The sequence below is a fragment of the Actinoplanes octamycinicus genome (genome assembly GCF_014205225.1).
GTDB lineage: Bacteria > Actinomycetota > Actinomycetes > Mycobacteriales > Micromonosporaceae > Actinoplanes > Actinoplanes octamycinicus.
The window spans coordinates 2,252,623-2,275,965 of sequence record NZ_JACHNB010000001.1 but is presented as its reverse complement, the minus strand read 5'-3'; the positions used below and the strand labels follow the sequence as shown (position 1 = coordinate 2,275,965).

The 23,343-nt window shown below is 70.8% G+C and carries 22 protein-coding genes and 2 riboswitches; of the genes, 7 read left to right on the top strand and 15 right to left on the bottom strand.

Annotation, left to right across the window (positions count from 1 at the left end; all coding sequences use genetic code 11):
- Positions 1-419 precede the first annotated feature (419 nt).
- Positions 420-1,511 carry a neprosin family prolyl endopeptidase gene (locus BJY16_RS10270; protein WP_239177161.1) on the bottom strand — a complete coding sequence of 364 codons (1,092 nt, stop codon included), beginning with the start codon at positions 1,509-1,511 and terminating at the stop codon, positions 420-422.
- A 351-nt stretch (positions 1,512-1,862) separates the two neighbouring features.
- On the opposite strand from BJY16_RS10270, the gene BJY16_RS10265 reads away from it, so the two are divergent.
- A complete protein-coding gene (locus BJY16_RS10265; RefSeq protein ID WP_185039018.1) occupies positions 1,863-2,336 on the top strand; it encodes a cysteine dioxygenase in 474 nt (157 codons plus the stop codon).
- Positions 2,333-2,761, top strand: a complete 429-nt coding sequence (locus BJY16_RS10260) for a rhodanese-like domain-containing protein (protein WP_185039015.1) — start codon at positions 2,333-2,335, stop codon at positions 2,759-2,761. Before BJY16_RS10265 ends, BJY16_RS10260 begins: the two co-directional genes overlap by 4 nt.
- Here BJY16_RS10260 and BJY16_RS10255 read toward each other — a convergent pair whose 3' ends face one another.
- Positions 2,762-3,484, bottom strand: coding sequence for a TetR/AcrR family transcriptional regulator (locus tag BJY16_RS10255; RefSeq protein WP_185039013.1), 723 nt, complete (start codon positions 3,482-3,484; stop codon positions 2,762-2,764).
- Positions 3,485-3,536: 52 nt separating this feature from the next.
- Between BJY16_RS10255 and BJY16_RS10250 the strand changes: the two genes are divergently transcribed.
- The gene (locus BJY16_RS10250; protein WP_185039010.1) at positions 3,537-5,180 is read left to right on the top strand and encodes an MFS transporter; all 1,644 of its coding nucleotides are present in this window, start codon (positions 3,537-3,539) and stop codon (positions 5,178-5,180) included.
- Here BJY16_RS10250 and BJY16_RS10245 read toward each other — a convergent pair.
- The 3 genes from BJY16_RS10245 to BJY16_RS10235 all read right to left on the bottom strand — a co-directional run bounded on the left by BJY16_RS10245 (position 5,168) and on the right by BJY16_RS10235 (position 7,476).
- Positions 5,168-5,719 carry a hypothetical protein gene (locus BJY16_RS10245; protein ID WP_185039007.1) on the bottom strand — a complete coding sequence of 184 codons (552 nt, stop codon included), beginning with the start codon at positions 5,717-5,719 and terminating at the stop codon, positions 5,168-5,170. The genes BJY16_RS10250 and BJY16_RS10245 overlap by 13 nt on opposite strands.
- A gap of 61 nt (positions 5,720-5,780) precedes the next feature.
- Positions 5,781-6,557, bottom strand: coding sequence for an ABC transporter ATP-binding protein (locus tag BJY16_RS10240; protein WP_185039004.1), 777 nt, complete (start codon positions 6,555-6,557; stop codon positions 5,781-5,783).
- Positions 6,558-6,582: 25 nt separating this feature from the next.
- Complete coding sequence (locus tag BJY16_RS10235) at positions 6,583-7,476, bottom strand: ABC transporter permease (RefSeq protein ID WP_185039003.1); 894 nt, start codon at positions 7,474-7,476, stop codon at positions 6,583-6,585.
- 187 nt (positions 7,477-7,663) lie between these two features.
- On the opposite strand from BJY16_RS10235, the gene BJY16_RS10230 reads away from it, so the two are divergent.
- Positions 7,664-8,272, top strand: a complete 609-nt coding sequence (locus tag BJY16_RS10230) for a TetR/AcrR family transcriptional regulator (protein ID WP_239177159.1) — start codon at positions 7,664-7,666, stop codon at positions 8,270-8,272.
- A gap of 105 nt (positions 8,273-8,377) precedes the next feature.
- Entirely contained in the window at positions 8,378-8,743 is a 366-nt protein-coding gene (locus BJY16_RS10225) for a hypothetical protein (protein ID WP_185039002.1), read from the top strand.
- Between the two features lie 102 nt (positions 8,744-8,845).
- On the opposite strand, the gene BJY16_RS10220 is transcribed toward BJY16_RS10225, so the two are convergent.
- Complete coding sequence (locus tag BJY16_RS10220) at positions 8,846-9,886, bottom strand: coiled-coil domain-containing protein (RefSeq protein WP_185039001.1); 1,041 nt, start codon at positions 9,884-9,886, stop codon at positions 8,846-8,848.
- Positions 9,887-9,891: 5 nt separating this feature from the next.
- Positions 9,892-10,028: riboswitch (cyclic di-AMP (ydaO/yuaA leader) on the bottom strand.
- Between the two features lie 208 nt (positions 10,029-10,236).
- Positions 10,237-10,368: riboswitch (cyclic di-AMP (ydaO/yuaA leader) on the top strand.
- Between the two features lie 5 nt (positions 10,369-10,373).
- Here BJY16_RS10220 and BJY16_RS10215 point away from each other — a divergent pair.
- A complete protein-coding gene (locus BJY16_RS10215) occupies positions 10,374-11,411 on the top strand; it encodes a coiled-coil domain-containing protein (protein ID WP_185039000.1) in 1,038 nt (345 codons plus the stop codon).
- A 57-nt stretch (positions 11,412-11,468) separates the two neighbouring features.
- On the opposite strand, the gene BJY16_RS10210 is transcribed toward BJY16_RS10215, so the two are convergent.
- The 5 genes from BJY16_RS10210 to BJY16_RS10190 all read right to left on the bottom strand — a co-directional run bounded on the left by BJY16_RS10210 (position 11,469) and on the right by BJY16_RS10190 (position 19,313).
- A complete protein-coding gene (locus BJY16_RS10210) occupies positions 11,469-13,838 on the bottom strand; it encodes a glycoside hydrolase family 65 protein (RefSeq protein ID WP_185038999.1) in 2,370 nt (789 codons plus the stop codon).
- A 14-nt stretch (positions 13,839-13,852) separates the two neighbouring features.
- Complete coding sequence (locus tag BJY16_RS10205; RefSeq protein WP_185038998.1) at positions 13,853-14,593, bottom strand: beta-phosphoglucomutase family hydrolase; 741 nt, start codon at positions 14,591-14,593, stop codon at positions 13,853-13,855.
- Between the two features lie 98 nt (positions 14,594-14,691).
- Positions 14,692-15,168, bottom strand: a complete 477-nt coding sequence (locus BJY16_RS10200; RefSeq protein WP_185038997.1) for an ATP-binding protein — start codon at positions 15,166-15,168, stop codon at positions 14,692-14,694.
- Between the two features lie 105 nt (positions 15,169-15,273).
- The gene (locus BJY16_RS10195) at positions 15,274-16,566 is read right to left on the bottom strand and encodes an ABC transporter ATP-binding protein (protein ID WP_185038996.1); all 1,293 of its coding nucleotides are present in this window, start codon (positions 16,564-16,566) and stop codon (positions 15,274-15,276) included.
- A gap of 671 nt (positions 16,567-17,237) precedes the next feature.
- Positions 17,238-19,313 carry a DUF5941 domain-containing protein gene (locus BJY16_RS10190; RefSeq protein WP_239177157.1) on the bottom strand — a complete coding sequence of 692 codons (2,076 nt, stop codon included), beginning with the start codon at positions 19,311-19,313 and terminating at the stop codon, positions 17,238-17,240.
- A 207-nt stretch (positions 19,314-19,520) separates the two neighbouring features.
- Between BJY16_RS10190 and BJY16_RS10185 the strand changes: the two genes are divergently transcribed.
- The gene (locus BJY16_RS10185) at positions 19,521-19,724 is read left to right on the top strand and encodes a PspC domain-containing protein (protein ID WP_185038994.1); all 204 of its coding nucleotides are present in this window, start codon (positions 19,521-19,523) and stop codon (positions 19,722-19,724) included.
- Between the two features lie 899 nt (positions 19,725-20,623).
- Here BJY16_RS10185 and BJY16_RS10180 read toward each other — a convergent pair.
- The 4 genes from BJY16_RS10180 to BJY16_RS10165 form a co-directional block, all read right to left on the bottom strand.
- Complete coding sequence (locus BJY16_RS10180) at positions 20,624-21,367, bottom strand: DUF4230 domain-containing protein (protein ID WP_185038993.1); 744 nt, start codon at positions 21,365-21,367, stop codon at positions 20,624-20,626.
- An 84-nt stretch (positions 21,368-21,451) separates the two neighbouring features.
- Complete coding sequence (locus BJY16_RS10175) at positions 21,452-21,748, bottom strand: type II toxin-antitoxin system VapB family antitoxin (RefSeq protein WP_185038992.1); 297 nt, start codon at positions 21,746-21,748, stop codon at positions 21,452-21,454.
- Between the two features lie 58 nt (positions 21,749-21,806).
- Complete coding sequence (locus tag BJY16_RS10170; RefSeq protein ID WP_185046378.1) at positions 21,807-22,424, bottom strand: nitroreductase family protein; 618 nt, start codon at positions 22,422-22,424, stop codon at positions 21,807-21,809.
- Positions 22,424-23,341, bottom strand: a complete 918-nt coding sequence (locus BJY16_RS10165; RefSeq protein ID WP_185038991.1) for an aldose 1-epimerase family protein — start codon at positions 23,339-23,341, stop codon at positions 22,424-22,426. Before BJY16_RS10165 ends, BJY16_RS10170 begins: the two co-directional genes overlap by 1 nt.
- Between the last annotated feature and the right edge of the window lie 2 nt (positions 23,342-23,343).

Below are 23,343 nucleotides of genomic sequence, written 5' to 3'. Positions count from 1 at the left end.
GAGCCGACGAAAGCGCAAAACGTCAATGCCCAACCCTCACGAGCGACCCAGCCACACCCCCGCCGCAGACCCCACCGGCCCAACCCACACGAGGCACCCAGCCACACCCCGCCGCAGACCCCACCGGCCCAACCCACACGAGCGACCCAGCCACACCCCACCGCAGACTCCGCCAGCCCAACCCTCACGGGGGACCTAGCCACACCCCCGCCGCAGACTCCGCCGGCCCAACCCTCACGAGGAATCCAGCCACACCCCCCCGCAAAACGCCGCCGGCGAAAAGGCAGCTGATTTTCCGACGCCGCGGGGTTTGCGGCGGCGGAAAATCAACTACCTTCTCGCCGGTTACAAGGCGTTTTGCCGCGGAGCGAAGCGGAGCCAGCCAGCTCAGCGGAGCCAGCCAGCTCAGCTCAACTCAATTACCCGCAGGCGCCGGGGCCGCCGTACCGGAAAGTGCGGTTGCTCAGCGCGGTGACGTTGTAGTAATCGCTGGTGCTGCGGACGAACATCTCCACCGGTGGGCCGTTGAGGTAGGCCAGGCTGCCGATCCGGGCGGCGGTGCCGTCGGTGGACCGCTTGCCGTTGCCCATCTGCGTGCACGGCTTGTCGGAGGCGGCCGCCACCTCGCCGAAGACCTGGATCAGACCGCTCTTGGAGAAGTCCAGGTCGCCCCAGAGCTTCGCCGGGAAGTACCCGACCCACTCGGTGTCGTAGGCGATCCACCAGGCGCCGTTGAAGTACTGGATGCCGAACCGCTTGGCGGTGTCCATCGGCAGCGTGTCCCCGGCGACCGCGGTCTTGCTGTACTGCACGAAGCCGCAGCCGTTGTAGCAGGACGTCTCCCGGTTGACCCAGTGGTAGACGAACAGGTGCGGGTCGTCGTCCCCGTTCACCACCCGGTCCACGTTCCAGCCGACCTCGACGATCTGCTTGCCGTCCGCGGACTGCACCGCGATCTCGGCGAGCGTGTGGTAGTCGTCCCTGGCCAGCACCGGCTTGTTGATCGTCAGGTTGGCGTAGACGCCGTCCGTGACGGCGGCCTGCGAACCGACGTTGTAGAGGAAGTTCACGGTCGGCGCGGAGCTGGTCGGCTCGGCCGTCGGCTCGGCTGTCGGCTCGGCGGCGGCCGGGACGGAGGCGGACGGCTCCGGCGGGACCACGGTGGTCTTCGCCGACTTGAGGAAGGTGCCCTTCGCGGTCCGGCCCTTCGGCGCGTACTCCGGCTGCGGGCTGTCCGCGCCCGCGTCGTCCGGGGCGGCCAGGCTGAGCCCGGCGGTCTTCAGCGACCGGCTGGTGGCGCCGTCCCGCCCGCGCTTGACCCGCTGCGGTTTCGCACCCCACGGCAGATGGGCCGGCGGGGTCACCGCGGCCGGAGCCGCCGCGGCGGCCACCGGAGCGGCCTCGTCCGGGATCTGCTCGGCGCCCGCGTTGAGGGTGGAGGCGACTCCGATCGCACCGATCACCGCGACGGTGAGGCCGGCGGCGAGCAGACCGCGGCGTGACTTCAACACGTGTCCGTCCTCGTTCATCGGGGGGCTTGGGGGGACCGGCGAGCAGGGCCCTGCCGGCGATCGGCTCACCATATAGCTTTCTCAATTGCACAGGGACGTCCTGACCAGGAACTCTGCCGTAATGGCTGAGGCCGTCGGCCATTCCGGTGACAACCCGCCCACTTTGTTCGACGCAGCGTGGTCACGCCATCGCGGATCGAAGTTTTTCGCACCAGTCGGGAAAGAGGCAAAGTCGGTGAAGCCTCTTTCGGGTGACGCGCCACATCCGGGAAACCGCCCCGCGCGCCACACTTCTGTGGTAAAACCTATCTTGCCCATAGGTTATGTATGTCTGACGAGGGAGTCAGTGACATGAGCACCGCCACCACCCTGCGCCTCGACCATCTCGACATCGCCCGGCGATTCGCCAACGCGCCGGAGGGCTGGGTGGTGCCGCCCCGGTTCGACCCGATCGAGCGGTGGTACTCCCGGCTGCACGTGGCCGACGACTACGAGGTGTGGCTGCTCACCTGGCTCCCCGGGCAGCAGACCGAGCTGCACGACCACGGCGGCTCGGCCGGCGCGTTCCACGTCTTCAGCGGCACCCTCACCGAGGACACCGTCAGCGGCCCGGCGAGCGCGCCCCGGGTGACCAGCCGCGACCTGGGCGACGGGGCCGGTCGCCGGTTCGGCACCCACCACGTGCACCGGATCGTCAACCGCGGCGCCGACCCGGCGATCAGCATCCACGTCTACGGCCCGGCGCTGACCAGCATGACGAAGTACCGCCTCGGCCCGGCCGGCCTGGAGACGCTGGTCGTCGAGCGGGCCGGCGCCCAGTGGTGACCGCCGCCGTCACCGCCCCGGCCGGCGTCACTCCCCCGCCCGGCTCGCGCGGCATCGCCGAGATCCTCGACCAGGCCCGCGCCCGGCTGGTCCGGCTCGGTCCGGCCGAGACCGACGCCGCGGTCCGGGACGGCGCCGTGCTGATCGACATCCGCCCGGCCGCCCAGCGCGCCGAGCACGGCGAGATCCCCGGCGCCCTGGTCATCGAGCGCAACGTGCTGGAGTGGCGCCTCGACCCGCGCAGCGACGCCCGGCTGCCGTTCGCCGGCGACTACGACCTCCAGGTGATCATCACCTGCCAGGAGGGTTACACCAGCAGCCTGGCCGCGGCCGCCCTGCAGGACCTCGGCCTGCACCGCGCCACCGACCTGGCCGGCGGTTTCAAGGCCTGGCGCGAAGCCGGCCTTCCCACCACGACCGCCTGATCACCCGGGGCTGCCGGCCGCTCCGACCGACCGGTCCAGCCCGTCGATCAGCAGGTCGAGACCGAACTCGAAGCGCTCCTCGGCGGTGCCCGACGTCATCGCCGCGGAGTGCTCGCTCAGATAGGGGAAGCGGTCCGCCGGGAGGTCCCGGAACTGCACCTCCATCTCCGCCTTGACCTGCCGCTCCACCTCGCTGGCCGGGAGCCCGAGGTGGCGCAGCTGGGCGCGCCAGATGGAGTTCTCGTAGGCGTCCGTGGTGACGTAGAGGAAGACCCGGTCGAGCGCCCACGCGGCGATCCGCGGCGGCACCCCACCCTTGATCAGCAGCGCGATCATCCACTCCGAGGCGAGCAGCGCGTTCGGCCCGTTGGGGATCGTGGCCAGCGCGATCCGGGCCAGGTCGTTGTGCGCCATCAGGATCTGGTGAACGTCCCGCATCAGCTGCTTGATCTGCTCCCGCCACCGGTCGGGCTGATGGCCGGGCAGGTCGATCTCGCCGCAGATCCGGTCGAACATCAGCCGGAGCAGCTCGTCCTTGTTGGACACGTGGGCGTAGAGACTGGACGGGCCGGTGCCGAACTCGCCGGCCACCCGCCGCATGCTGACCGCGTCGACGCCCTCGGCGTCCACGATGCGCAGCGCGGCGTCGACGATCTGCTCCCGGTCGAGCTGGGCGCGGACCGGCCGCTTCTCGGGGAGCGGGCTCCAAGGGGAGTTCTTCATCGCCGCCTAATTTAGTTGACACCGAACGCCGTTCGCCACTAGAACGGTGTTCGTGACAACGAACAGTGTTCAGACGACGGAGACGAGCGCCCCCGCCGCCTATCGATATCGGTGGGTCGCGCTCTTCGTGATTCTCGCGGTCGAGGTGATGGACCTGCTCGACGCGCTGGTCACCACGATCGCCGGCCCGGTGATCCGGGCCGAGCTCGGCGGGTCGTACAGCTTGATCCAATGGCTCGGCGCGGCCTACACCCTGGCCATGGCCATCGGCCTGCTCACCGGCGGCCGGCTGGGCGACATCTACGGCCGCCGCCGGATGTTCCTGATCGGCGCGGCCGGCTTCACCCTCGCCTCGCTGGCCTGCGCGCTGGCCCCGTCGCCCGGCGTGCTGGTCGGCGCGCGGGCGGTGCAGGGCCTGTTCGGCGCGCTGATGCTGCCGCAGGGCCTGGGCATGATGCGGGACATGTTCGGCCCGGCCGAGCGGGCCAAGGCGTTCGGCGCGTTCGGCCCGGTGATGGGCCTGGCCTCGGTCGGCGGCCCGATCCTGGCCGGCTGGCTGGTCGACGCGGACTACTTCGGCTCCGGCTGGCGGATGATCTTCTTCATCAACCTGCCGCTCGGCGTCTTCGCCGTGCTCGGCGCGATCAAGTTCCTGCCCGAGTCCCGCCTGGACCGGGCGCCGCGGCTCGACGGGCCCGGCGTGCTGTTCGCCGCGGTCGGCGCGTTCCTGCTGCTCTTCCCGCTGGTGCAGGGCCGGGAGCTGGACTGGCCGGCGTGGACGTTCGGGATGCTGGCGCTCGGCGTGCTGGCGTTCGGGCTGTTCGCGGTCTACGAGGGCGGCCGGGAGCGGCGCGGCCTCGACCCGCTGGTCACCCCGAGCCTGTTCCGCAAGCGGGCGTTCACCGGCGGCCTGGCGCTGGGCCTGATGTTCTTCGCCTCGCTGATCGGCACCAGCCTGGTCTTCACCTTCTACCTGCAGATCGGGCTGGGTTACACGCCGCTCAAGGCCGGTCTCACCACGCTGCCGCAGGCGCTCGGCATGGTGGCCGGCTTCATCGTGGCCGGCGCCGGGCTGGCCGAGCGGCTGGGCCGCAAGCTGCTGCAGCTCGGCACGCTGGTGATGGTGCTCGGCACCGTGGTCTTCACCGGCACCGTGCACCTGACCGGCGCGGACATCACGCCGTGGCACCTGATCCCGGCGCTGCTGCTGCTCGGCATCGGGATGGGCCTGGCGATGGCGCCGTTCTTCGGCATCGTGCTGGCCGGCGTGGACGACGAGGAGAGCGGCTCGGCGTCCGGGGCGATCACCTCGGTGCAGCAGCTCGGCGGGGCGTTCGGCATCGCGGTGCTCGGCACGATCTTCTTCGCGCTGCTGCCCGGGGCGGTCGGCCGCCACGTGGACAGCTCGGCGGAGTCGTTGCGGGGCGTCCCGGCGGCCGCGATCAGCGGACTACGGGACTGCCTGACCGACCGGGTGGCGGAGGAGAACCCGGACGTCACGCCGCCGTCCTGCCGGTCCGCCGGTGAGCCGGCCTCGCCGGAGCTGACGGCTTACGCCGCCGAGCAGGTCCGGGCCGGCTTCCAGGACACCACGGTGCGGACCTCCGGGGTGTCCCTGCTGCTCCTGCTGGCCGCCTTCGGGCTGACCTTCCTGATGCCCCGGCGGGCCAAGCCGGACGGCGATCACTTGGGGTAGACCACCCCGCTGCGGCCGCTGTAGAGGTGCCGGGTGCCGTCCGCCTCGTAACCGGAGTTCGGCGCGTCCAGCCAGACGATGTAGGGCGCGCCCGGCACCAGCCCGGTGATCGTGGTGCGGATCGTGCAGCCGGTGCCGGCCGGGACGTTCTTCCAGACCGGCTCCGGCTGGGCGCCGGAGACCAGTCGCTGCGGGACGGCGGTGACCCGGTAGTTCGATTCGTACTGCCGGGGCCACTCGACCGTGAAGCCACCCGCGATCGCGGTCACCGCGACCGGGATCAGCACCGGATCGGTGGCCGGGAACACCTTGGTGCAGCTGGGGTTCGCCGACGGCAGCGAGGCGGTCAGCCCGCCCGGCGTCCGCGGGCTGCCCGGCGACTGCGTCGGGCTCGGCGTGACGCTGCCGGAGACCAGGACCGACCAGGTGTCGCCGGGACTGGGCGAGGGGGCGGCCGCCGGGGTGGTCCCGGCGCCGCCGCCGCATCCCCCGGCCAGCAGCGCGACCGCCAGCACCATCCCGGTCTCGACGCGCCGCATCCCGGCCCCTCCCGCTCGGTCCCCTCTCCCCGATCGGCGGGGGGCCCGGCGGGCTTAGCCGTTACTTCCGGCTGAAGGCCTCGTACTCCTTGAGCACGGCCTCGGTCGGGCCGTCCGCCCGGATCACCCCGGACTCCAGCCAGATGACCCGCTCGCAGGTGTCCCGGATCGACTGCTCGCTGTGGCTGACCAGGAAGACCGTGCCGGCCTCGGCCCGCAGCTCGCGGACCCGGGCCTCGCTGCGCTTGCGGAACTTGGCGTCACCGGTGGCCAGCGCCTCGTCGATGAGCAGCACGTCGTGCTGCTTCGCCGCGGCGATCGAGAAGCGCAGCCGGGCGCCCATGCCGGAGGAGTAGGTCCGCATCGGCAACGAGGCGAAGTCGCCCCGGTCGTTGATCCCGGAGAAGTCGATGATGCTCTGCTTCTTCTCCTTGACCTCGGCCGGCGACATGCCCATGGCCAGGCAGCCCAGCTCGACGTTGCGGTCGCCGGGCAGGTCGTTCATCAGGGCCGCGTTCACCCCCAGCAGCGACGGCTGGCCGGACGCGTAGATCGCGCCGCGGGCCACTGGCAGCAGGCCGGCGACCGCGCGCAGCAGCGTCGACTTGCCCGAGCCGTTGCTGCCGATCAGGCCGATCGCCTCGCCCTTGTAGGCGATGAAGCTGACGCCCTTGACCGCGTGCACCTCCCGGACGTTCGCCGCCTTGGTGCGGGTGACGATCCGCTTGAAGCTGGCCAGCGGGCTCTGCTGCTGACCACCGGCCGACCCGTGGATCTTGTAGATCACGTGGGCGTTGTCGGCGATCACGGTGGGGATGCGCTCGTCAGCGACAGTCATGTTCGCGCCCTCCGCGCGCTCGTGGTCAGCCACGGCCGTAGCCCTTCTCTCCGCGCCAGAAGTAGACGAACCCGGCGAGGCCCACGACCAGCGACCAGGCGACCGCCTCGATCCACAGCTGGGCCGGGCTGCCGGCCAGCCTCACGTTCTCCATCAGCGAGTGCCGGTAGAGCTCGATGAAGACCAGCAGCGGGTTCAGCTCGACGACGAAGAGCTTCCAGCCGTGCAGGTGCTCGGTGAACCGGGTGACCGGGTAGAGGACCGCCGAACCGTACAGCCAGAACCGCATGATGAACGGGACCAGCTGCTTCACGTCACGCAGCTTGGAGCCGAACCGGGCGCAGGCCAGCGCCAGACCGGTGTTGAAGATCGACTGGAGGATCATCGCCGGGATGACCAGCAGCCACTCCAGGTTGACCGGCTCCTTGACGACCACGATCACCAGCAGCACGGCCAGCGCGGTGACGAAGTTGCGGATCTCCACCAGGGCGACCGACAGCGGCAGGCTGGCCCGCGGGAAGTGCAGCGCCCGGATCAGGCCCAGGTTGCCGGTGATCGCGTTGATGCCCTGCTGCACCACCGACTGGGTGAACTGGAAGACGAAGACGCCGATGCAGAGGTACGCGATGAAGTTCTCGACACCGCCACGGGTGCCGATCACCACACCGAAGATGATGTAGTAGACGAAGGCGTTGAGCGCCGGCGTCAGCACCTGCCACAGCGCGCCGAGGTTGGTGTTGCCCAGCGAGGACGTGGTCTTCGCCTTGGCGTGCGCGGCGATGAAGTGGCGGTACGCCCACAGCTTGCGGGAGTACTCCACGAGTCCGAGCCGCCGCCCGGAAGAGGTGAGGCCGTGCCGTCGGGCGAGTTCCCGGGGGGAAACGCCGGTAGCGGCATCGGCAACCGCCGTCTCTGGCATGGAGTGGTGCTCCGATCTCGTCGGCCCGTGCGAGGTGGCGGACTCGGGTGACTTGCCTTCGAACACAGCTAGCAGCATGACATCCGTCCGCCGACGCCGATGGAACGGGTTCGTATCGACGTGACAGCAAAGGTAACCGACCAAGCGGCGGGACGCAACCGTTCCGTCGTAGCGCTATAGTTACCGGGTGGCGACAGTCAAACGCGCACCGGCCGGAGCGGCCGTGCTCCGCAACGACATCACCGTGGCTATTCGTAACGCGGTCATGAGTGAGCTGGCAGAGGTCGGTTACGGCCGCCTGTCGATCGAGGCCGTGGCCCGGCGTGCCGGCGTCGGCAAGACCGCTATCTACCGGCGCTGGAGCAACAAGCTGGAGATGGTACTGGAGATCATCACGGAAGTCGCCGGTCGCAAGGTGCCACTTCCGGACACCGGCTCGTTCGCCGGCGATCTCGACCTGCTCATGATGATCGTCAGCAAGGCGCTGCAGCATCGGGTCGCCTCGCAGATCATCCCCGACCTGATGGCCGAGGCGGCGCGGAACCCGCAGATCGCCGAGACCCTGCAACGGGTGCTGCGCACCCACCAGCAGGCGGTCGGGGAGAAGCTGGTCGGCCAGGCCATCGCCCGCGGCGAGCTGCCCGAGGACACCGATCCGGAGGTGGCGGTGGACCTGATCCTGGGCCCGCTCTACTGGCGGCTGGCCGTCTCCCGGCAGCCGATGAGCGACGACTACCTGGAGCGGCTGGCGGCATCGGTGCTCGGCTCGCTGCGAGCCGGCGGCGCCGGGAGTTGAGGCGCCGGGAAACAACCGCGCCGCAACCGGCGGAGTGCTGCATCGGACCGGCGCCGGGCCGAAGTTAGGGGTCGTTCCCGACACCGACCTCCCGGAGCCGGCCCCATGCATTCGCACTCCCCTCGCGTCGACACCACCGTGCTGGACGCCGCCGCCATGCTGGCCATCGCCATGGGCCGCACCTCCGACGCCGGGCTGGGCCTGGCGCCGGCGCCGCCCGCGGTGGTGAGCGGCTCGGCGGTGGTCGGCGCCTGGCGCAGCCCGGACGGCACGGTCAAGCTGCAGCTGCGCACCGACGGCACCTACGCCGGCGAGGTGGCCGGCCGCCGGAAGCGGCCGAGCGGCACCTATCGCGTCGACGGGGCGTCGGTCGTCCTGCACGACCCGGCCTCCGGCCTCAACACCCCGGTCGCGGTCCGGCACGACGGCGAGGAGCTGGAGATGGCCGGCCACCGCCTGCTCCCGGCCTGACTGCTCCCGGCCTGCGGTCACGGTCCGCTCCGGCGTCCGGTTCGCCAGACTTTTCGGTACGACCGGAACGCGCCGGCCGTACCGAAAACTTGGTCTTGAGATTTACGTCACCGAAAGGTGCACGTGGTTGGTGTGGTCGGTCGACGGTGTGCCGCCCGCCCCGCTGTACGACTTCCACCCGCTGCTCGGCAGCCAGATCCGCTTGAACCAGATCACGTAGAGCACGCCCAGCGTGTCCGCGTTGTGGATGAAGTAGTTCGCCAGGTCGGTGCCGTAGGTCTTGCTGGAGCCGGTCGCCACCCCGCCGAACCCGTTCTTGTCGGCGGCGAAGTCGCAGGCCCGGCCCTTCGGGTGCTCCCCGCTGTTCTGCGGCCGGTAGCAGGCGACGTAGCGGGTGAACCCGGCCTTCTGCGCCTGCTGCATGGCGAAGAGCAGACGCTTGCTGATGCAGCCGTCGGTGGTCGGGTCCGGCACGCAGCCGCCGCTCAGGCTGCCCGGCTTGTCGGCGTCCGCGCTGCCACTGCCACTGCCGCTGCCGGAGTCGTCGTCACCGGAGTCCCCGCCCTGGTCGGCGTCCTTGAGCGCCTGCTCGGCCTGGGCCTTGCGCTTGGCCATCACGTTGACCTGCTTCTGCTGGTCGATGACGGCGGCGTCGATCCCGGTCTTGGCGGCCTGCCGGTCGGTCCGGGTGGTCTTCAGGTCGGCGATCGCCGCGTTCTGCCGGGCCGCCACGGTGGTCAGCAGCTGGGCCCGGTCCAGGAAGCCGGCCGACGAGTCGGCGCCGAGCAGCGCGCTGAGCGGGCCGAGCCGGCCCATCGAGTACGCCTGCTCGGCGTACTTGTTGAGCGCCGCCTGCTGCGGGCCGAGGGCCGCGTCCAGCTTCTTCAGCTCGGCGGCCAGCGCGGTCTGCTGCTGCTTGGACTTGGCCAGCTTGGCCTTGGCCGCGACGTAGCCCTTGGAGGCCTCGTCGAGTTTGTCGAGCAGGGACTTGGAGCCGCCCTCGCCGTCGTCGCCGGACTCGCCCGGCGCGGCCAGGGGGCGGGGCGCGGCGGCGGCCGGCCCGGCGACCCCGGCGATCCCGCATGCGGCGATCAGGAGCGTCAGAAAGGCCGCCCATCGTCGCCGCGCAGTCACGTGCTGCACTGGCTGTTTCCTTCCGTCGGCCGCCGGCCGGGTTAGCTGACGGGCTCGGGATGAAGGAGATCCCTACCGCGGGATGCGGATTCGCCCCGGAAGAAATGTGGATCCCCGGCTCGCGCGTTATGCGATTAGGCGGCGGTCCCCGCGCGGGAACCGCGACGACCATACCCCAGGCGATCGACGAATCGACAGTTCTCGTACCGATGGCGACGGCCCGGTCACGAGTGGTGACGCCATTACGGAAAGTCGTTGTGCAGTAACAATTTTGACGGTTTTCCGGACCCTGATGTCCCGTGATATCTCAGGTAAACTGGCCGCCGGTCCTGCCAGGACGGCACCGCCCCCGAGTTGCCGGCAGGCCGCCGCCCAATCGTCGAAAGGCGAGCCGGGGAACCAGGTAGTTGGGGTGAATCCGCGTTATGCGGTAGGGATAGCTTCCGTCCCGAACCCGTCAGCTAACCCGGTCGGCGGTGACAAGGAAGGATTGTTGATGACCGCACGTCCCCGCCGGTGGCTGACGCTTGCCCTGGCGCCGCTGGTGACCGCCGCGATATTCGTGGCCCCGGTCACCCCGGCACACGCCGCTCCTGGAGGTAGCGGCTCGACCGCTGAGGAGGGAGAGGCGAGCGACGACCTCTCCGACCAGATCGAGACCACGAACCGCCGGTTCGTGAACGCCAAGGCAGCGGTCGCGAAGTCGAAGAAGACCCAGATCCAGCTGGCCGCTCAGATCAAGACCGCGGAGGCCCGGCGCGACCAGCTGGTCCCCGAGGTCAACGCGATCGCCAAGCAGCAGTACCAGATCGGCAACCTGAGCTCGCTGAGCTTCCTGCTGCGGGCCAACGACTCCTCGGACTTCCTGGACAAGGCGGTCTCGCTCGAGGAGATCAACAAGGTCCACGACGAGAAACTGCACGAGCTGAACACGCTGCTGCAGGGCATCACCGCCGACAAGCAGCGCCTCGACGCCGAGCTGAAGAACGAGGAGCAGCAGCTCTCGGTGCAGAAGAAGCTGCACGACTCGGCCGAGGACCAGCTCGAGCTGCTCGGTGGCGGCACCGGCATCAACAAGACCATCACCGCCGGCTTCGTCGACGCGAAATCCGCGACCGCCGCACCGGCGCCGCGCAACTCCGACGGCGGTTTCTCGCCGGAGTCGTGCAACCAGAAGGACCCGACCACCGACGGTTGCATCACCAAGCGCACCCTGCACCTCTACAAGGAGGTGCGGAAAGCCGGCTTCGACCTGTTCGTCGGCTGCCACCGCGACGGCGGCCCGTTCGAGCACCCGAAAGGCCGGGCCTGCGATTGGTCCCTGCAGAAGAGCGGGTTCTCCTCGGCGACCGGCAACAACAAGATGATGCGGTACGGCAACGACCTCACCGCGTTCCTGGTGCGCAACGCCGACCGCCTCGGCATCTACTACGTGATCTGGTACAAGCAGATCTGGTTCCCGGCGACGAACAACTGGCACGCCTACCACGGGCCGAGTGATCACACCGACCACGTGCACGTGTCACTGCTGTAATCGAGCCACCGAGAACGGCCCCCACCCTTGCGGGTGAGGGGCCGTTGTCGTATCGCCTCAGTGATGCGGGGTGGCGCGCCGCACCGGGGCCCGCCCGGCCGGCTGGGCCGGCGCCGGGCCGACCGGTCCGGCCGACGGGATCGCCATGGTCACCGGCCGCACCTGGGTCACCTCGATCTCCTTGCCGTGGTGCAGCAGGGTCAGCCGGGCCGAGCCGCCGCCGTTGCGCAGCGAGTAGGTGACCTCCTCGGCGGTGACGTTGACCCGCAGCCGCAGACCCCGCCAGAGCAGCGAGAAGTCCAGGTTGTTGATCCGGCTGGGCAGCCGCGGCGCGAACGACAGCTGACCGTTGAAGTCACGCATGCCGCCGAGACCGGCGACCAGCGCGATCCAGGAACCCGCGAGGGACGCCACGTGCACGCCGTCCCGCGCGTTCTGGTGCAGGTCGTGCAGGTCCATCAGGGCGGCCTCGCCCAGGTAGTCGTGGGCCAGCTCGAGGTGCCCGGTCTCGGCCGCCATCACCGCCTGGATGCACGCCGACAGCGACGAGTCCCGGACGGTCCGCGCGTCGTAGTAGGCGAAGTTGCGGGTCTTCTCCTCCGGGGTGAACGCGTCACCCCGGATGTACATCGCCATCACCAGGTCGGCCTGCTTGACCACCTGCTTGCGGTACAGGTCGAAGTACGGGTAGTTGAGCAGCAGCGGGTAACCCTCCGGCGGAGTGTTCTCGAAGTCCCACTCCTGCAGCCGGGTGAAGCCCTCGCACTGCTGGTGGACGCCGAGCTCCTTGTCGTACGGGATGTGCACGGCCGCCGCCGCGTCCCGCCAGGACGCCGCCTCCTCGTCGTCCACCCCGAAGCGCCGCGCCAGGTCCGGGTGCCGCTTGCACGCCTCCACCGCGGTCATCAGGTTCTGCTGCGCCATCAGGTTGGTGTAGATGTTGTCGTTCACCACCGCGGTGTACTCGTCCGGGCCGGTGACGCCGTCGATGTGGAAGCGCCCGTGCCGGTCGTGGTGCCCCAGCGAGCGCCACAGCCGGGCGGTCTCCACCAGCAGCTCCAGGCCGACCTCACGCTCGAAGTCGTAGTCCCCGGTGGCCTGCACGTAGCGCCGGACCGCGTCGGCGATGTCGGCGGCGATGTGGAAGCCCGCGGTGCCGGCCGGCCAGTAGCCGGAGCACTCCTGCCCGCGGATGGTCCGCCACGGGAAGGCGGCGCCCTGCAGGCCGAGCGTCTGCGCCCGCTCCCGGGCCAGGTCCAGCGTCGAGTGCCGCCAGCGCAGCACGTCGGCGGCCGCCGAGGGCTGGGTGTAGGTCAGCGCGGGCAGCACGAACGTCTCGGAGTCCCAGAACGTGTGACCGTCGTAGCCGGGACCGGTCAGGCCCTTGGAGCCGATCGGCCGCTTCTCCGCCCGGGCGCCGGCCTGCAGCGTGTGGAACAGCCCGAACCGGACCGCCTGCTGCACCTCCGGGTCGCCCTCGACGCGCACGTCCGAGTGGTCCCAGAAGGCGTCCAGGTAGTCCCGCTGCTGCTGGACCAGACCCTCCCAGCCGTCCAGCCGGGCGCTGGCCAGCGCGGCACCGACCTGGTCGCGCAGCGCGGGCAGCGAGCGCACGCTGGACCAGCCGTACGCCGCCAACTTGACCACCCGCAGCTTCTGCCCCGGCTCCAGCCGGCAGGCCACCGTGGTGCGCAGCCAGTCGCCGTGCCCCTCGGTGGTGATCGCGTGCCGGCCCGGCGTCTCCACCAGGTGCTCCATGGCCGCCGCCATCCGCAGGTCGCTGACCTTGGTGCGGTGCACCAGCAGGCCGCCGGAGCGCTGCTCGAGCATCTCCTCGGCCTGCAGCGGGTGCTCCAGCACCGCCGCCACCCGCGGGTCCTTGCTCATCGGCGGCAACTGCTCGTTGGCCACCAGCTCGGACTGCAGGATCAGCCGGGCGGACGCGTCCAGCGGCTCCACCTCGTAGAGGAACGCGACGACCGCCCGCTGGGTGAAGGAGACCAGGCGCACGGTGCGCACCCGGACGCCCTGGCCGGACGGGGAGACCCACTCCACCACCCGCTCCAGGGTGCCGGCGCGCAGGTCGAGGCAGCGCTCGTGGGAGCGCAGCTCGCCATATCGCACGTCGAACGGCTCGTCGTCGACCAGCAGCCGCATCAGCTTGGCGTTGGTGACGTTGACCATGGTCTGGCCGGACTCCGGGAAACCGTATCCGCCCTCGGCGTGCGGCAGTGGCCGCAACTCGTAGAACGAGTTCAGATAGGTGCCGGGCAGGCCGTGCGGCTCGCCCTCGTCCAGGTTTCCGCGTATCCCGATATGGCCGTTCGAGAGCGCGAACACCGACTCGGACTGGGCCAGCAGGTCCAGGTCGAGCCGGGTCTCCCGGATGTGCCAGGGGTCGACGGGGTAGGCCCGTTCACGGATCACGGTCGTGCCTCTTCTTAGTGATTGAGCAGTTCGGAAAGGTCAGTGACGACGACGTCGGCGCCGTTCTCCCGGAGGGCGTCGGCCTGCCCCACCCGGTCCACGCCGATCACCAGGCCGAAGCCGCCGGCCCGGCCCGCGGCCACGCCGGCCTGGGCGTCCTCGAAGACCGCGCAGTTCTCCGGGTCGAGGCCGAGCAGTTTCGCCCCGTGCAGGAACGTGTCCGGCTCGGGTTTGCCGGGCAGGCCCAGCTCCCGGGCGACGACCCCGTCCACGCGGGCCTCCAGGAGGTCGGCGATGCCGGCCGCCTCGAGCACGTCCTTGCAGTTGGCACTCGCCGACACGACCGCGCGTCGCAGGCCGGCGGCCTTGGCGGCCTTCAGGTACTCCACCGAACCGGGGTAGACCTGGACCGCACCCTCCTTGATCTTCTGCAGCACGAGCAGGTTCTTGCGGTTGCCGACACCGTTGACGGTTTCCTCATCCGGACCGTCGTCCGGGGTCCCCTCGGGCAGGGTGATGCCCCGCGAGGCGAGGAAGGTCCGGACGCCGTCGGCGCGCTGCCGACCGTCGACATATCGGTGATAGTCGACCCCGGAATCGAACGGCACAAACTGTTGATCATGGCGCTGAGCCCACGATTCCAAGAACGTGTCGAACGTTTGTTTCCACGCGGCACTGTGCACAAGGGCGGTCTGCGTGAGCACCCCGTCAAGATCGAAAAGGCAAGCGGTTACCTGGGAAGGAAGTCCGAGCACGCGCCCAATGTAGTCGCACCCGCCGCGGGACGAGAGGCGAAGGGCGGCTTCACATTTCCTGGGTGTTTCATAAGCCGTTCAAGCTGCTGTTTCAGCTTTCAGCTCAACGGTGCAAGATCCATACGCAATCCGATAGAGGTACCGATCGGCCCGGTCGCCGTGGTCACCTCGTCGCACAGCTGGTGTGCCAGCCACAGGCCACGGCCGCCGATCTCCTCCGTACCGGGGAGGAGGCGGCCGGCCAGATAGTCCTCCGGGATGCCCGGGCCGGAGTCGGTGACCACGCACCACACCGAGCCGGCCTCGCGCCGCAGCACGATCCGGCCGGCGCCACCGGCGTGCAGCACCACGTTGGTGATCACCTCGTTGATCGCCAGCACGAAGCCGGAGAGGCGGTCGCCGGTCACCCCGATCACGGGCAGCAGGCGGGACACCTCGTGCCGCAGCAGGGTGATGTCGGCGTGCCCGAAGGTGCGGTCGAGCAGGACCGGCAGGACCGGCGATGGAGGGACGGCGTCGATCCTCGGCTCCCCGCCGGGAGCCGAGCGCACGCTCTGGCCGATCCTGTCCTCCACCGTCGTGCAGCCTACGCGCTGTGTCCGCCCGGTGGCAGGAGGCATCCGCGATCCCGCCCGGAAGTGGCGAGCACCGCACCCGGGGCCCGCCCGGCGCGGCGCGGGTCAGCGCCAGCCGACATCGATCCGGTCCCCCCGCTCGTCGAAGAAGTGCACCGAATCCATCTGCACCGCCACGGTCAGCGGGTGCCCCGGGGTGACCGCCGGGTAGGGCGCCAGCCGCACCGACAGCTCGGCTGCCTTGCGGTGGTGCCGGCCCGGGTCCAGCACGCTCACCGGGCCGCGCTGCTGCTCCTCCTGGGCGGTGACCGAGGTCGACTTGGTGAGGCGCTGCAGGGCGCCGCCGAGCCGCTTCAGGGTGCCGCCCGAGGACTGCTCGCGGACCGGGCCGCCGATCTCGTCGACCACGATCGCGGTGGCGCCGATGTCCAGGTAGGCCAGCGACTCGTGGCCGTGGTGCTCGAGGTAGCGGATCCGGCCGTGCAGGACCGTCCCGGGCGTATCGGGGGTGACCGGGGTGAGCGCCTCGGCCCGCAGCCCGACCACGATCCGCTCGCCGTGGTAGCGCGCCACCGCCCGCGAGCGGGGGTCGTTCCAGGCCAGGTAGAGGGTCTGCTCGCCGAAGTTGAGCGCGACGTAGCGGTCCAGGTGGACGTAGACCGAGGCCTCCAGCAGGTTCATCCGCGGGGAGCCGAGGAAGGCGGCGACGTAGAGGGTGGCCGGGCGGCGGTAGACCTCGGTCGGGGTGCCGAGGTCCTGCAGCACGCCGCGCCGCATGATCGCCACCCGGTCCGCCATGGTCAGCGCCTCGGCCTGGTCGTGCGTCACGTACATGGTGGTGACGCCGAGCTCCCGGGTCATGCTGGTGATCTCCGCGCGCAGCTCGGCGCGCAGGCCGCTGTCCAGGTTGGAGAGCGGCTCGTCCATCAGGAAGATGCCGGGGCGGCGGACCATCGCCCGGCCCATCGCCACCCGCTGCCGCTGGCCGCCGGAGAGCTGGCTGGGGCGGCGGCCGAGCACCTCGCCGATGCCGAGCGCGCCGGCCACCGTGCCGACCCGGTCCGAGCGGGAGCCGGGCTCGACGCCGGAGAGCTTGAGCGGGAAACCGATGTTGTCGGCGACGGTCATGTGCGGATAGAGCGCGAAATCCTGAAACACCATGGCGATGCTGCGGTCGCGCGGCGGCACGTCGAGCACCGGCTCACCGTTCAGCAGGATGTCCCCGTCGGTGGGGTCCTCCAGACCGGCGATCATCCGGAGCACGGTCGACTTCCCGCAGCCGGACGGGCCGAGCAGGACCATGAACTCGCCGTCCTTGACATCCAGCGACACCCGGTCCACGGCAACCGTGCCATCTGGCCAAATCTTGGTGACGTCCTTGAGCGCGACGGTGGACACCGCCAACCTCCCCGATCGTTTTGTGATCCCGATCCCACGACGGTCGGCGATCGGGTACTGACTTTGCGAGGGGCTTCGATGCTTTGCCATCGGGCGAACGTGCCATTCGCAGATAGTGATCATTCGATTACATAGATCCGAACTCTCCGAGTCGGTGTGTGCACGTTCCCAGCAAGATCCGACATTTCCCCAACCAGGACTTTTCGTACGCCCGGAGCGCCCCGCCGGCAGCCTCCGCCACCCTGCGGATCCCCTCGCGCAAGACCGCCCCGGCACCGGACCGCCCCGCGCCTCCAACTCCCGGCTGGGCCCCACGGGTGCCTCAACCCCTCCGAGACACCCATGAGGCCCAGCCCGCGCCAGACCGCCCGCAAGCCACCGGCTCCGGCTGGGCCTCACGGGTGCCTCAAGCCCCCCGAGAGACCCATGAGGCCCAGCCCGCGCCAGACCGCCAGACCGCCTGCGGGCCACCGGCTCCGGCTGGGGCTCAGGGGTGCTTCGCACGCCCCGAGAGACCCGTGACGACCAGCCCGCGCCAGACCGCCAGACCGCCCGCGGGCCACCGGCTCCGGCTGCGGCTCAGGGGTGCTTCGCACGCCCCGAGAGACCCGTGACGACCAGCCCGCGCCAGACCGCCAGACCGCCCGCGGGCCATCGGGTCCGGCTGGGGCTCAGGGGTGCTTCGCGCGCCCCGAGGCACCCGTGACGGCCAGCTGGGCGGCCCGCCAGTCGCGGACCGCCGTGACCAGGAACGCGCCACCGACCACCGCCGCCAGCACCCCGAACCCGGCCACCGCCACACCGCCCAGGGTCGCCGCGATCAGCAGCACCGTCCGGCCCTCCCAGCCCAGCACCGCCGCGCCGGCCCGGGTGCCCGGTGCGCCCTTCTCCATCCGCGCGGTCAGGTCGTAGTGCCGCAGCGCCAGCACGAACAGCAGCAGGAACACCAGCGGCCAGGGCACCCCGCCGACCACCCCGGCGAGCACCACGAGCAGGTACTCGGCGGCCCGCAGCGCGGCCGGGACCAGCCAGTCCAGCGGCCGGTCGTGCCGGGCCCGGGCGGTCATCCCGGCCGCCAGGGCCGCCGGGATGCCGCCGGCCAGGATCCCGGTCCGCAACGGTTCGCCGCAGACCAGGCCGACCATCGCGTACGCCGCCAGCACCCCCGCCACCACCAGCGGAAAGTCCATCCGGGCCCGGCCCAGCACCTGCCGGGCCAGCCACCCGTCGTCCCGGTGCCGCGCGGTGTCGACCGTGCTCAGCACCGCCACCCGCATGGACAGCGCGCGCAGCGACCGCAGGGACAGCGTGTAGACGAACGCCAGCGCCCCGAACCCGACGACCGCGGTCAGCGCCACCCGTCCGTCGGTCAGCGCGGCGGCCACCGCGATCAGCGCCCAGCGCTCGCCGATCGGGAAGACCACGATCCGTTTCGCCCAGTAGATCAACGACCCGCGGCTGCTCTGCGCCGCCTGCGACGCCGCCGAAAGCCGGGCGCCGACCCCTCCGGTGACCTGCGGGCGGGGCCGGGCGGCCGCCTCGTCGTGCAGCGCGCCGTACCACGTGTCGGTCATGTGCCGGACGGTCTGCAGCGCGATCGCGGTGATCGCCAGCGGCCACGCGTAGGGCAGCCCGATCCGGTCCGCGCCGGCCGCCAGCCCGGCGTACACCGCGTACTCCTTGGCCCGGTCGGCCATCGTGTCCAGCCAGCCGCCGAACGCGTCGAACCGCCGGGTGTACCGGGCCAGCTGCCCGTCCACGCAGTCCAGCACGAAGCCCAGGTAGAGCAGGATCCCGCCGAGGATCATGGCGATCCGGGAGGCCTGCCAGAAGGCGAGCGCGGCGGCGCCGGCGAAGAGCACCGACAGGCCGGTCACCGCGGTCGGGCTCAGGCCCAGGCGGGCGGCGGTGCGGGTGACCAGCGGGGACCAGGTGCTCACCGCGTACGTCGTGAAGAAGTCGTCCTGCTCCTTGACCGCGAGCCGCAGCCGGGCGCGGTCCTCGTCGATCGCGGCGAGCCTGCGCCGGGCGGCGGTCAGCTCGGCGTCGCTCGGCACCTGCTCGGCGTGCAACTCCCGGACCCGCACGGCCACCGGCACCAGCCCGGCCTCCAGCAGCGCCGCCACCAGCACCGCCCCGGGGTCCGCCCTCTCCCCGAGATCCGCCCGCTCCGGGCGGTCCGCTTTCCCGAGGTCCGCCTGCTCCGCGCGGTCCGCATTCCCGAGGTCCGCCTTGTCTGCGCGGTCCGCATTCCCGAGGTCCGCCTTGTCTGCGCGGTCCGCTCGGGTGTCGCGGTCGCTTTCGGTCGGAGACCCTTTCCGGTACGCCGGGAGCCGGTCGACCACCTTCTCCAGGAGCACCAGATCCGCCGGAGCCAGGCACATGGCGCCCAGACAACGCACCGTGCCCGCGCCCGGCCCGGCCGGAACCGCCCGGCCCCGGTCCTCCCGCAGGTCCCCCGCCGGATCCGGAGCCAGCAGCAGCGTGCTCCGCCCGGCCGGGTCGGTGGCCAGCATCCACAGCAGGCTGTGATGGGTGACGAGGTTGTCGGCGCAGATCAGCAACGGCTCACCGGCCTCGTGCGCCCGCCGCGCCGCAGCGTGCAGCCGCCCCGGCAGGTCAGCGCCCGGCTCCACCCGATCGATCTCGGTCGCGCCCGCCGCGTGCAGGGCGGCGGTCAGATCCCGGCTCAGCTCGTCGCCGGTGAGGCCGGCCCCGGGACCCGGCAGCAGGAGGGCCAGCGGCACCGTTCGCCTCCACAGATGAACGCGAGCCCGCAGCCAGGGGCCCCGCAAGACGGCTAAAGGTTAACAGCGAGTGGCATTCGGGTACGGGTCCCCCTTACGGGACCTTGGTCGCCACTCTCCGCCTGCGGGATGAGGGAGGGCCGGGCCGCCGTACCTAACGTCGAAGTGGTCCGGGGCGCAGCGCCCCGGCCACCACTGAAGGAGTGGATGATCGTGACCAGCCCTCTGAAGTCGCGCAGCCTGACCCGCCCCCGCCACGACCGCTGGATCGCCGGCGTCTGCGCCGGTCTGGCCCGCCGCACCGGGCTGTCCGCCGGAACGGTCCGCCTGCTGTTCGTCCTGTCCTGCCTGCTCCCGGGCCCGCAGTTCATCGCCTACCTGATCCTCTGGGCCCTCATGCCCAACGAGTGACCCACGGCCCGCGGCGGCTGACGGCTCACCCGGCCCAGCCTGCGGCGGCTGACCGCTCATCCGGCCCAGCCTGCGGCAGCTGACGGCTCCCCCGGCCCCGCCCAGGCCACCGGCCGCCCCACGCCCTGGCCGGGCCAGCTTCTCTGCCCGCCCGGGCCACCGGCCGTCACCCGCCCTGGCCGGGCGAGTCTCGCTCCCCGGCCAGGGCAACCCACGCCCCGACGTCGAGCGAACGGCACGAAGGGCACCGATGTCCGGCGAGTAATCCGTCGCCTTCCGGGGCACATATCGGAGCAGCGAACAACGATCGGTGTCCCCCAACACCGATCGACAGACTCCCGGCCGGGCGGAAGCCGGGCTGGCACACCCGGCCGGGACCCAACCCCCGACCGCCCCGCCACCACCCGCACCCGGCGGCGGAGCGGACACCAGCCCACCTCACCAGGCAGGGCAGACAGCAGCTCAGCCCTTCAGGACCGCCCGTCCACCGATCGTTCCCGAGCCCCACCGGACCGCGGAAAGTCACCCGACCAACCCGATGCCGCTTACCCACGCAGACCCGCGCAGCCACCTGGCCTACCGACCACCGGCCATCCACACGGGCCACGGTCGAGGCGGCGCCACCGTCCCGCAAACCGCACACGCGGCCGGCAACCGAAAAAACCGCATGCCCGCGCCGAACCATCCGCCGGCCGGATTGAACGGTGCCCCGCGCCCACCGTCGTACCGATAGGCACCGCCCGTCAGACCGCCTCGCCGCACCGGACCACCAAGCCAGCCGGCGGCGATGCGATGCCGGGCCACGAGCTGGATCGCAGCCCCGCCAACCACCGGGCCGCGATTCCGGACGCCGCCGCCCCACACCCCCCGGGGGCGGCGGCGTCACCTATTCCACGCTGTCAGGGCGTCGTGAAGGTGACCTTGACGGACGTATAGCCCAACCGGACGAACAGGCTCTCCAACATCAGCTGCGTGTTCTGCTGCGCCCGCTGATCGAGCCCACTCGCCTTGGCCGCCTCGGTGATCTTCTCCTGGGCCATCTGGTAGACCCGCTGCTGCTTGTCGGTGTCGCTGCGGAACGCGTCGCCGATGCTGGTCAGCAGGCCCCGATCCTCCTCGACCACATAGCTTTTCGCCATGTCGAGGGCGGCCGTCGACTGCTGCGGCGGCGGCAGGGTCAGCTCGATCGTCTTCTTCTCGTTGTCGACCTTGAGCGCGTCCCCGGAGAGGGCGCTGAAGTCGACATAGGCCTCCACTGTGCCCGAGCCGACGAACAGGATCCGCCGGTTGACCAGGAAGTCGGGGATGTTTTCCCGCTTCTGCTGGAGGTCGACGATCACCTGGAAGGTGCCGTCGGCCGCCACGTAACGATGCAGGTCGCGCATGGACTGCAGCAGCACCGGCTGACTGCGGTCGACGGTCTGATCGGAGAACGGGTTGTCGAAGGAGGGGAGCACGTGCATCGCGCGCAGCCCGAAGCAGGACGCGACGATCAGGGCGAAGACGACGCCGATGAAGATCAGCAGCCGGGCGAAGAAGCTCGGCCTGTGCTCCTGCGGGACGGCCGGGGCGACCGGCTCGGCACCATCGGGCACGGCCGGGTACTCCGTCGTCGGCTCTTCGACATCCGGTGAGTTGGCCATGCTCCCACGGTACGGAGGGGGTCTGACAATTCGCGACCGCAGGAGCCGGAACTCCCACATCAAGCGCCAAACCTGACAAACGGTTTAACCGTCGACGACCAGCACCCGGGCGTGGATCTGGTTCCGCTGCTGCAGCGCCGCCCGCAGCGCCCGGTGCAGCCCGTCCTCCAGGTAGAGGGCGCCCTGATACTCCACCACGTGGGGGAACAGGTCCCCGTAGAACGTCGAGTCCTCGGCCAGCAGCTTGTCCAGCGCCAGCTCCCGCTTGGTGGTGATCAGGTCGGCGAGCCGGATCGGCCGCGGCGGGATCTCCGCCCACGCCTTCAGCGTGGTGTGGTGATCGGGGTACGGGGCTCCGTCCCGGACCGCTTTGAAGATCACGGCGGCTGCCCCTCTCCCTGCGAAACGTCGTCGGTATGCCAGCGTAGCCGCAGTGTGGTCATGCCCCCGCGGCCGAAGCCCATCGGCCATGATGCACCACGTCGTCCACCGGACGGTGGCCGCGCTTGAGTGACGGTGACCTCTTGTCCGTTCCCCGGTAGCCGACGGTCAGCGCGCCGACCGGGTTGAACTCGTCCGGCACCCCGAACGCCGAGCGGAACGCGGCGATCCGATCGGCCGGCAGCCCGATGAAGCAGGAGCCGAGCCCTTCGTTGACCGCGGTCAGGTGCATCAGCAGCGCGGCGAAGCCGGTGTCGACGTCCCAGTACGGCACCGGCCAGCGTGCCTCGTCCCGGTCCGCCCACCCCTTGTCCGATTCCGCGTACCGGTCGAGATAAACCGACTTGTTGGAGAGCGCCACGATGATCAACGGGGCGGTTCGCATCCGGCTGAGCCAGCCGCCGGCATCCCCGTCCGTGGACGCGGTGACCGTCCAGAACAGCTCGCGGTCCTCCGGTGCGCTGAGCACCAGGAAACTCCACCCCTGCGAGAAGCCCGCTGACGGCGCCCGCAGCCCGTGCCGGACGATCTTGTCGACCAGCTCCGGCGGCACCGGTCGCGCGGGGTCGTACCCACGGACCATCCGCCGCCGGCGGACCACCTCGTCGAACTCCATCAGGCGCGGATCCCCCACGCGGTGGTCCAGGTCTCCCCAGGGGCCAGCGTGACCAGGTCGCGGCCGGAGCGGAACGCGTCCGGCGGGCAGGTCATCGGCTCGACCGCGATCGACCGGCGGTGCCGCTCGCCGTGCAGCGTGTCGCCGGTGAAGACCTGCCAGTACTTGAACTTGTCGTCGGCCCAGACGGTGATCTTCCGGTCCGAGTCCGGGTCGGCGAGCACCACCTCGGTGAGCCCGTCGGCGCCGAAGTCGATGTCGCCGAACGTGGTGTCCAGGATCGCCGTCCCGATCCGCCGGGGCTCGGCGTAGTCGAACTCGGTCCCGGCCACCTTGACCGCGCCGATCGGCAGCAGCCGGGCGTCGGCCAGGATCCGGGTCTTCCCCGGCACCTGGAGCACGGTGTTGTCCACCGTGACGCCGGGCAGGCTCAGGTAGGGGTGCACCGAGTAACCCCACGGCGCGTTCGCGTCGCTGGTGTTCACCACCTCCTGCACGCAGCGCAGCCCCTCGGCGGAGACCGACCAGCGGGTCCGCAGGGTGAGCGCCCACGGGTAGCCGACCTGGGCGGGCAGGTCGTACTCCAGGGTCACCGCCGAGGCGGCGTGCTCGGTGGCCCGCCAGCGCGACCAGTTCACCAGGCCGTGGATGGCGTTGTGCCGGGCCGGCTCGGTGAGCGCGAGCTGGTACGTCTTCTCCTCGAAGGTGTACTGCCCGTCCCGGATCCGGTTCGGCCAGGGGGCCAGGATCTGGCCGGCGGAACCCGGGGAGATCTCGTCCGTGCCGAAGCCGTCGAGCAGCTCCACCCCGCCGGACGAGAAGCTACGCAGCGTGCCTCCGACCTCGGCGAGCACGGCGCGCCGGCCGTCCGCCTCGATCGACCACTGAACCCCGGATTTCGCGGCTGTCTCTGTCATAC

What these genes read in the sequence shown, in the direction of transcription:
- BJY16_RS10265 (WP_185039018.1), top strand. Translation starts at nt 1,863, where the DNA reads ATGAGCACCGCCACCACCCTGCGCCTCGACCATCTCGACATCGCCCGG.
- BJY16_RS10255 (WP_185039013.1), bottom strand. Translation starts at nt 3,484, where the DNA reads ATGAAGAACTCCCCTTGGAGCCCGCTCCCCGAGAAGCGGCCGGTCCGC.
- BJY16_RS10245 (WP_185039007.1), bottom strand. Translation starts at nt 5,719, where the DNA reads ATGCGGCGCGTCGAGACCGGGATGGTGCTGGCGGTCGCGCTGCTGGCC.
- BJY16_RS10240 (WP_185039004.1), bottom strand. Translation starts at nt 6,557, where the DNA reads ATGACTGTCGCTGACGAGCGCATCCCCACCGTGATCGCCGACAACGCC.
- BJY16_RS10235 (WP_185039003.1), bottom strand. Translation starts at nt 7,476, where the DNA reads ATGCCAGAGACGGCGGTTGCCGATGCCGCTACCGGCGTTTCCCCCCGG.
- BJY16_RS10225 (WP_185039002.1), top strand. Translation starts at nt 8,378, where the DNA reads ATGCATTCGCACTCCCCTCGCGTCGACACCACCGTGCTGGACGCCGCC.
- BJY16_RS10215 (WP_185039000.1), top strand. Translation starts at nt 10,374, where the DNA reads ATGACCGCACGTCCCCGCCGGTGGCTGACGCTTGCCCTGGCGCCGCTG.
- BJY16_RS10185 (WP_185038994.1), top strand. Translation starts at nt 19,521, where the DNA reads ATGATCGTGACCAGCCCTCTGAAGTCGCGCAGCCTGACCCGCCCCCGC.
- BJY16_RS10180 (WP_185038993.1), bottom strand. Translation starts at nt 21,367, where the DNA reads ATGGCCAACTCACCGGATGTCGAAGAGCCGACGACGGAGTACCCGGCC.
- BJY16_RS10170 (WP_185046378.1), bottom strand. Translation starts at nt 22,424, where the DNA reads ATGGAGTTCGACGAGGTGGTCCGCCGGCGGCGGATGGTCCGTGGGTAC.
- BJY16_RS10165 (WP_185038991.1), bottom strand. Translation starts at nt 23,341, where the DNA reads ATGACAGAGACAGCCGCGAAATCCGGGGTTCAGTGGTCGATCGAGGCG.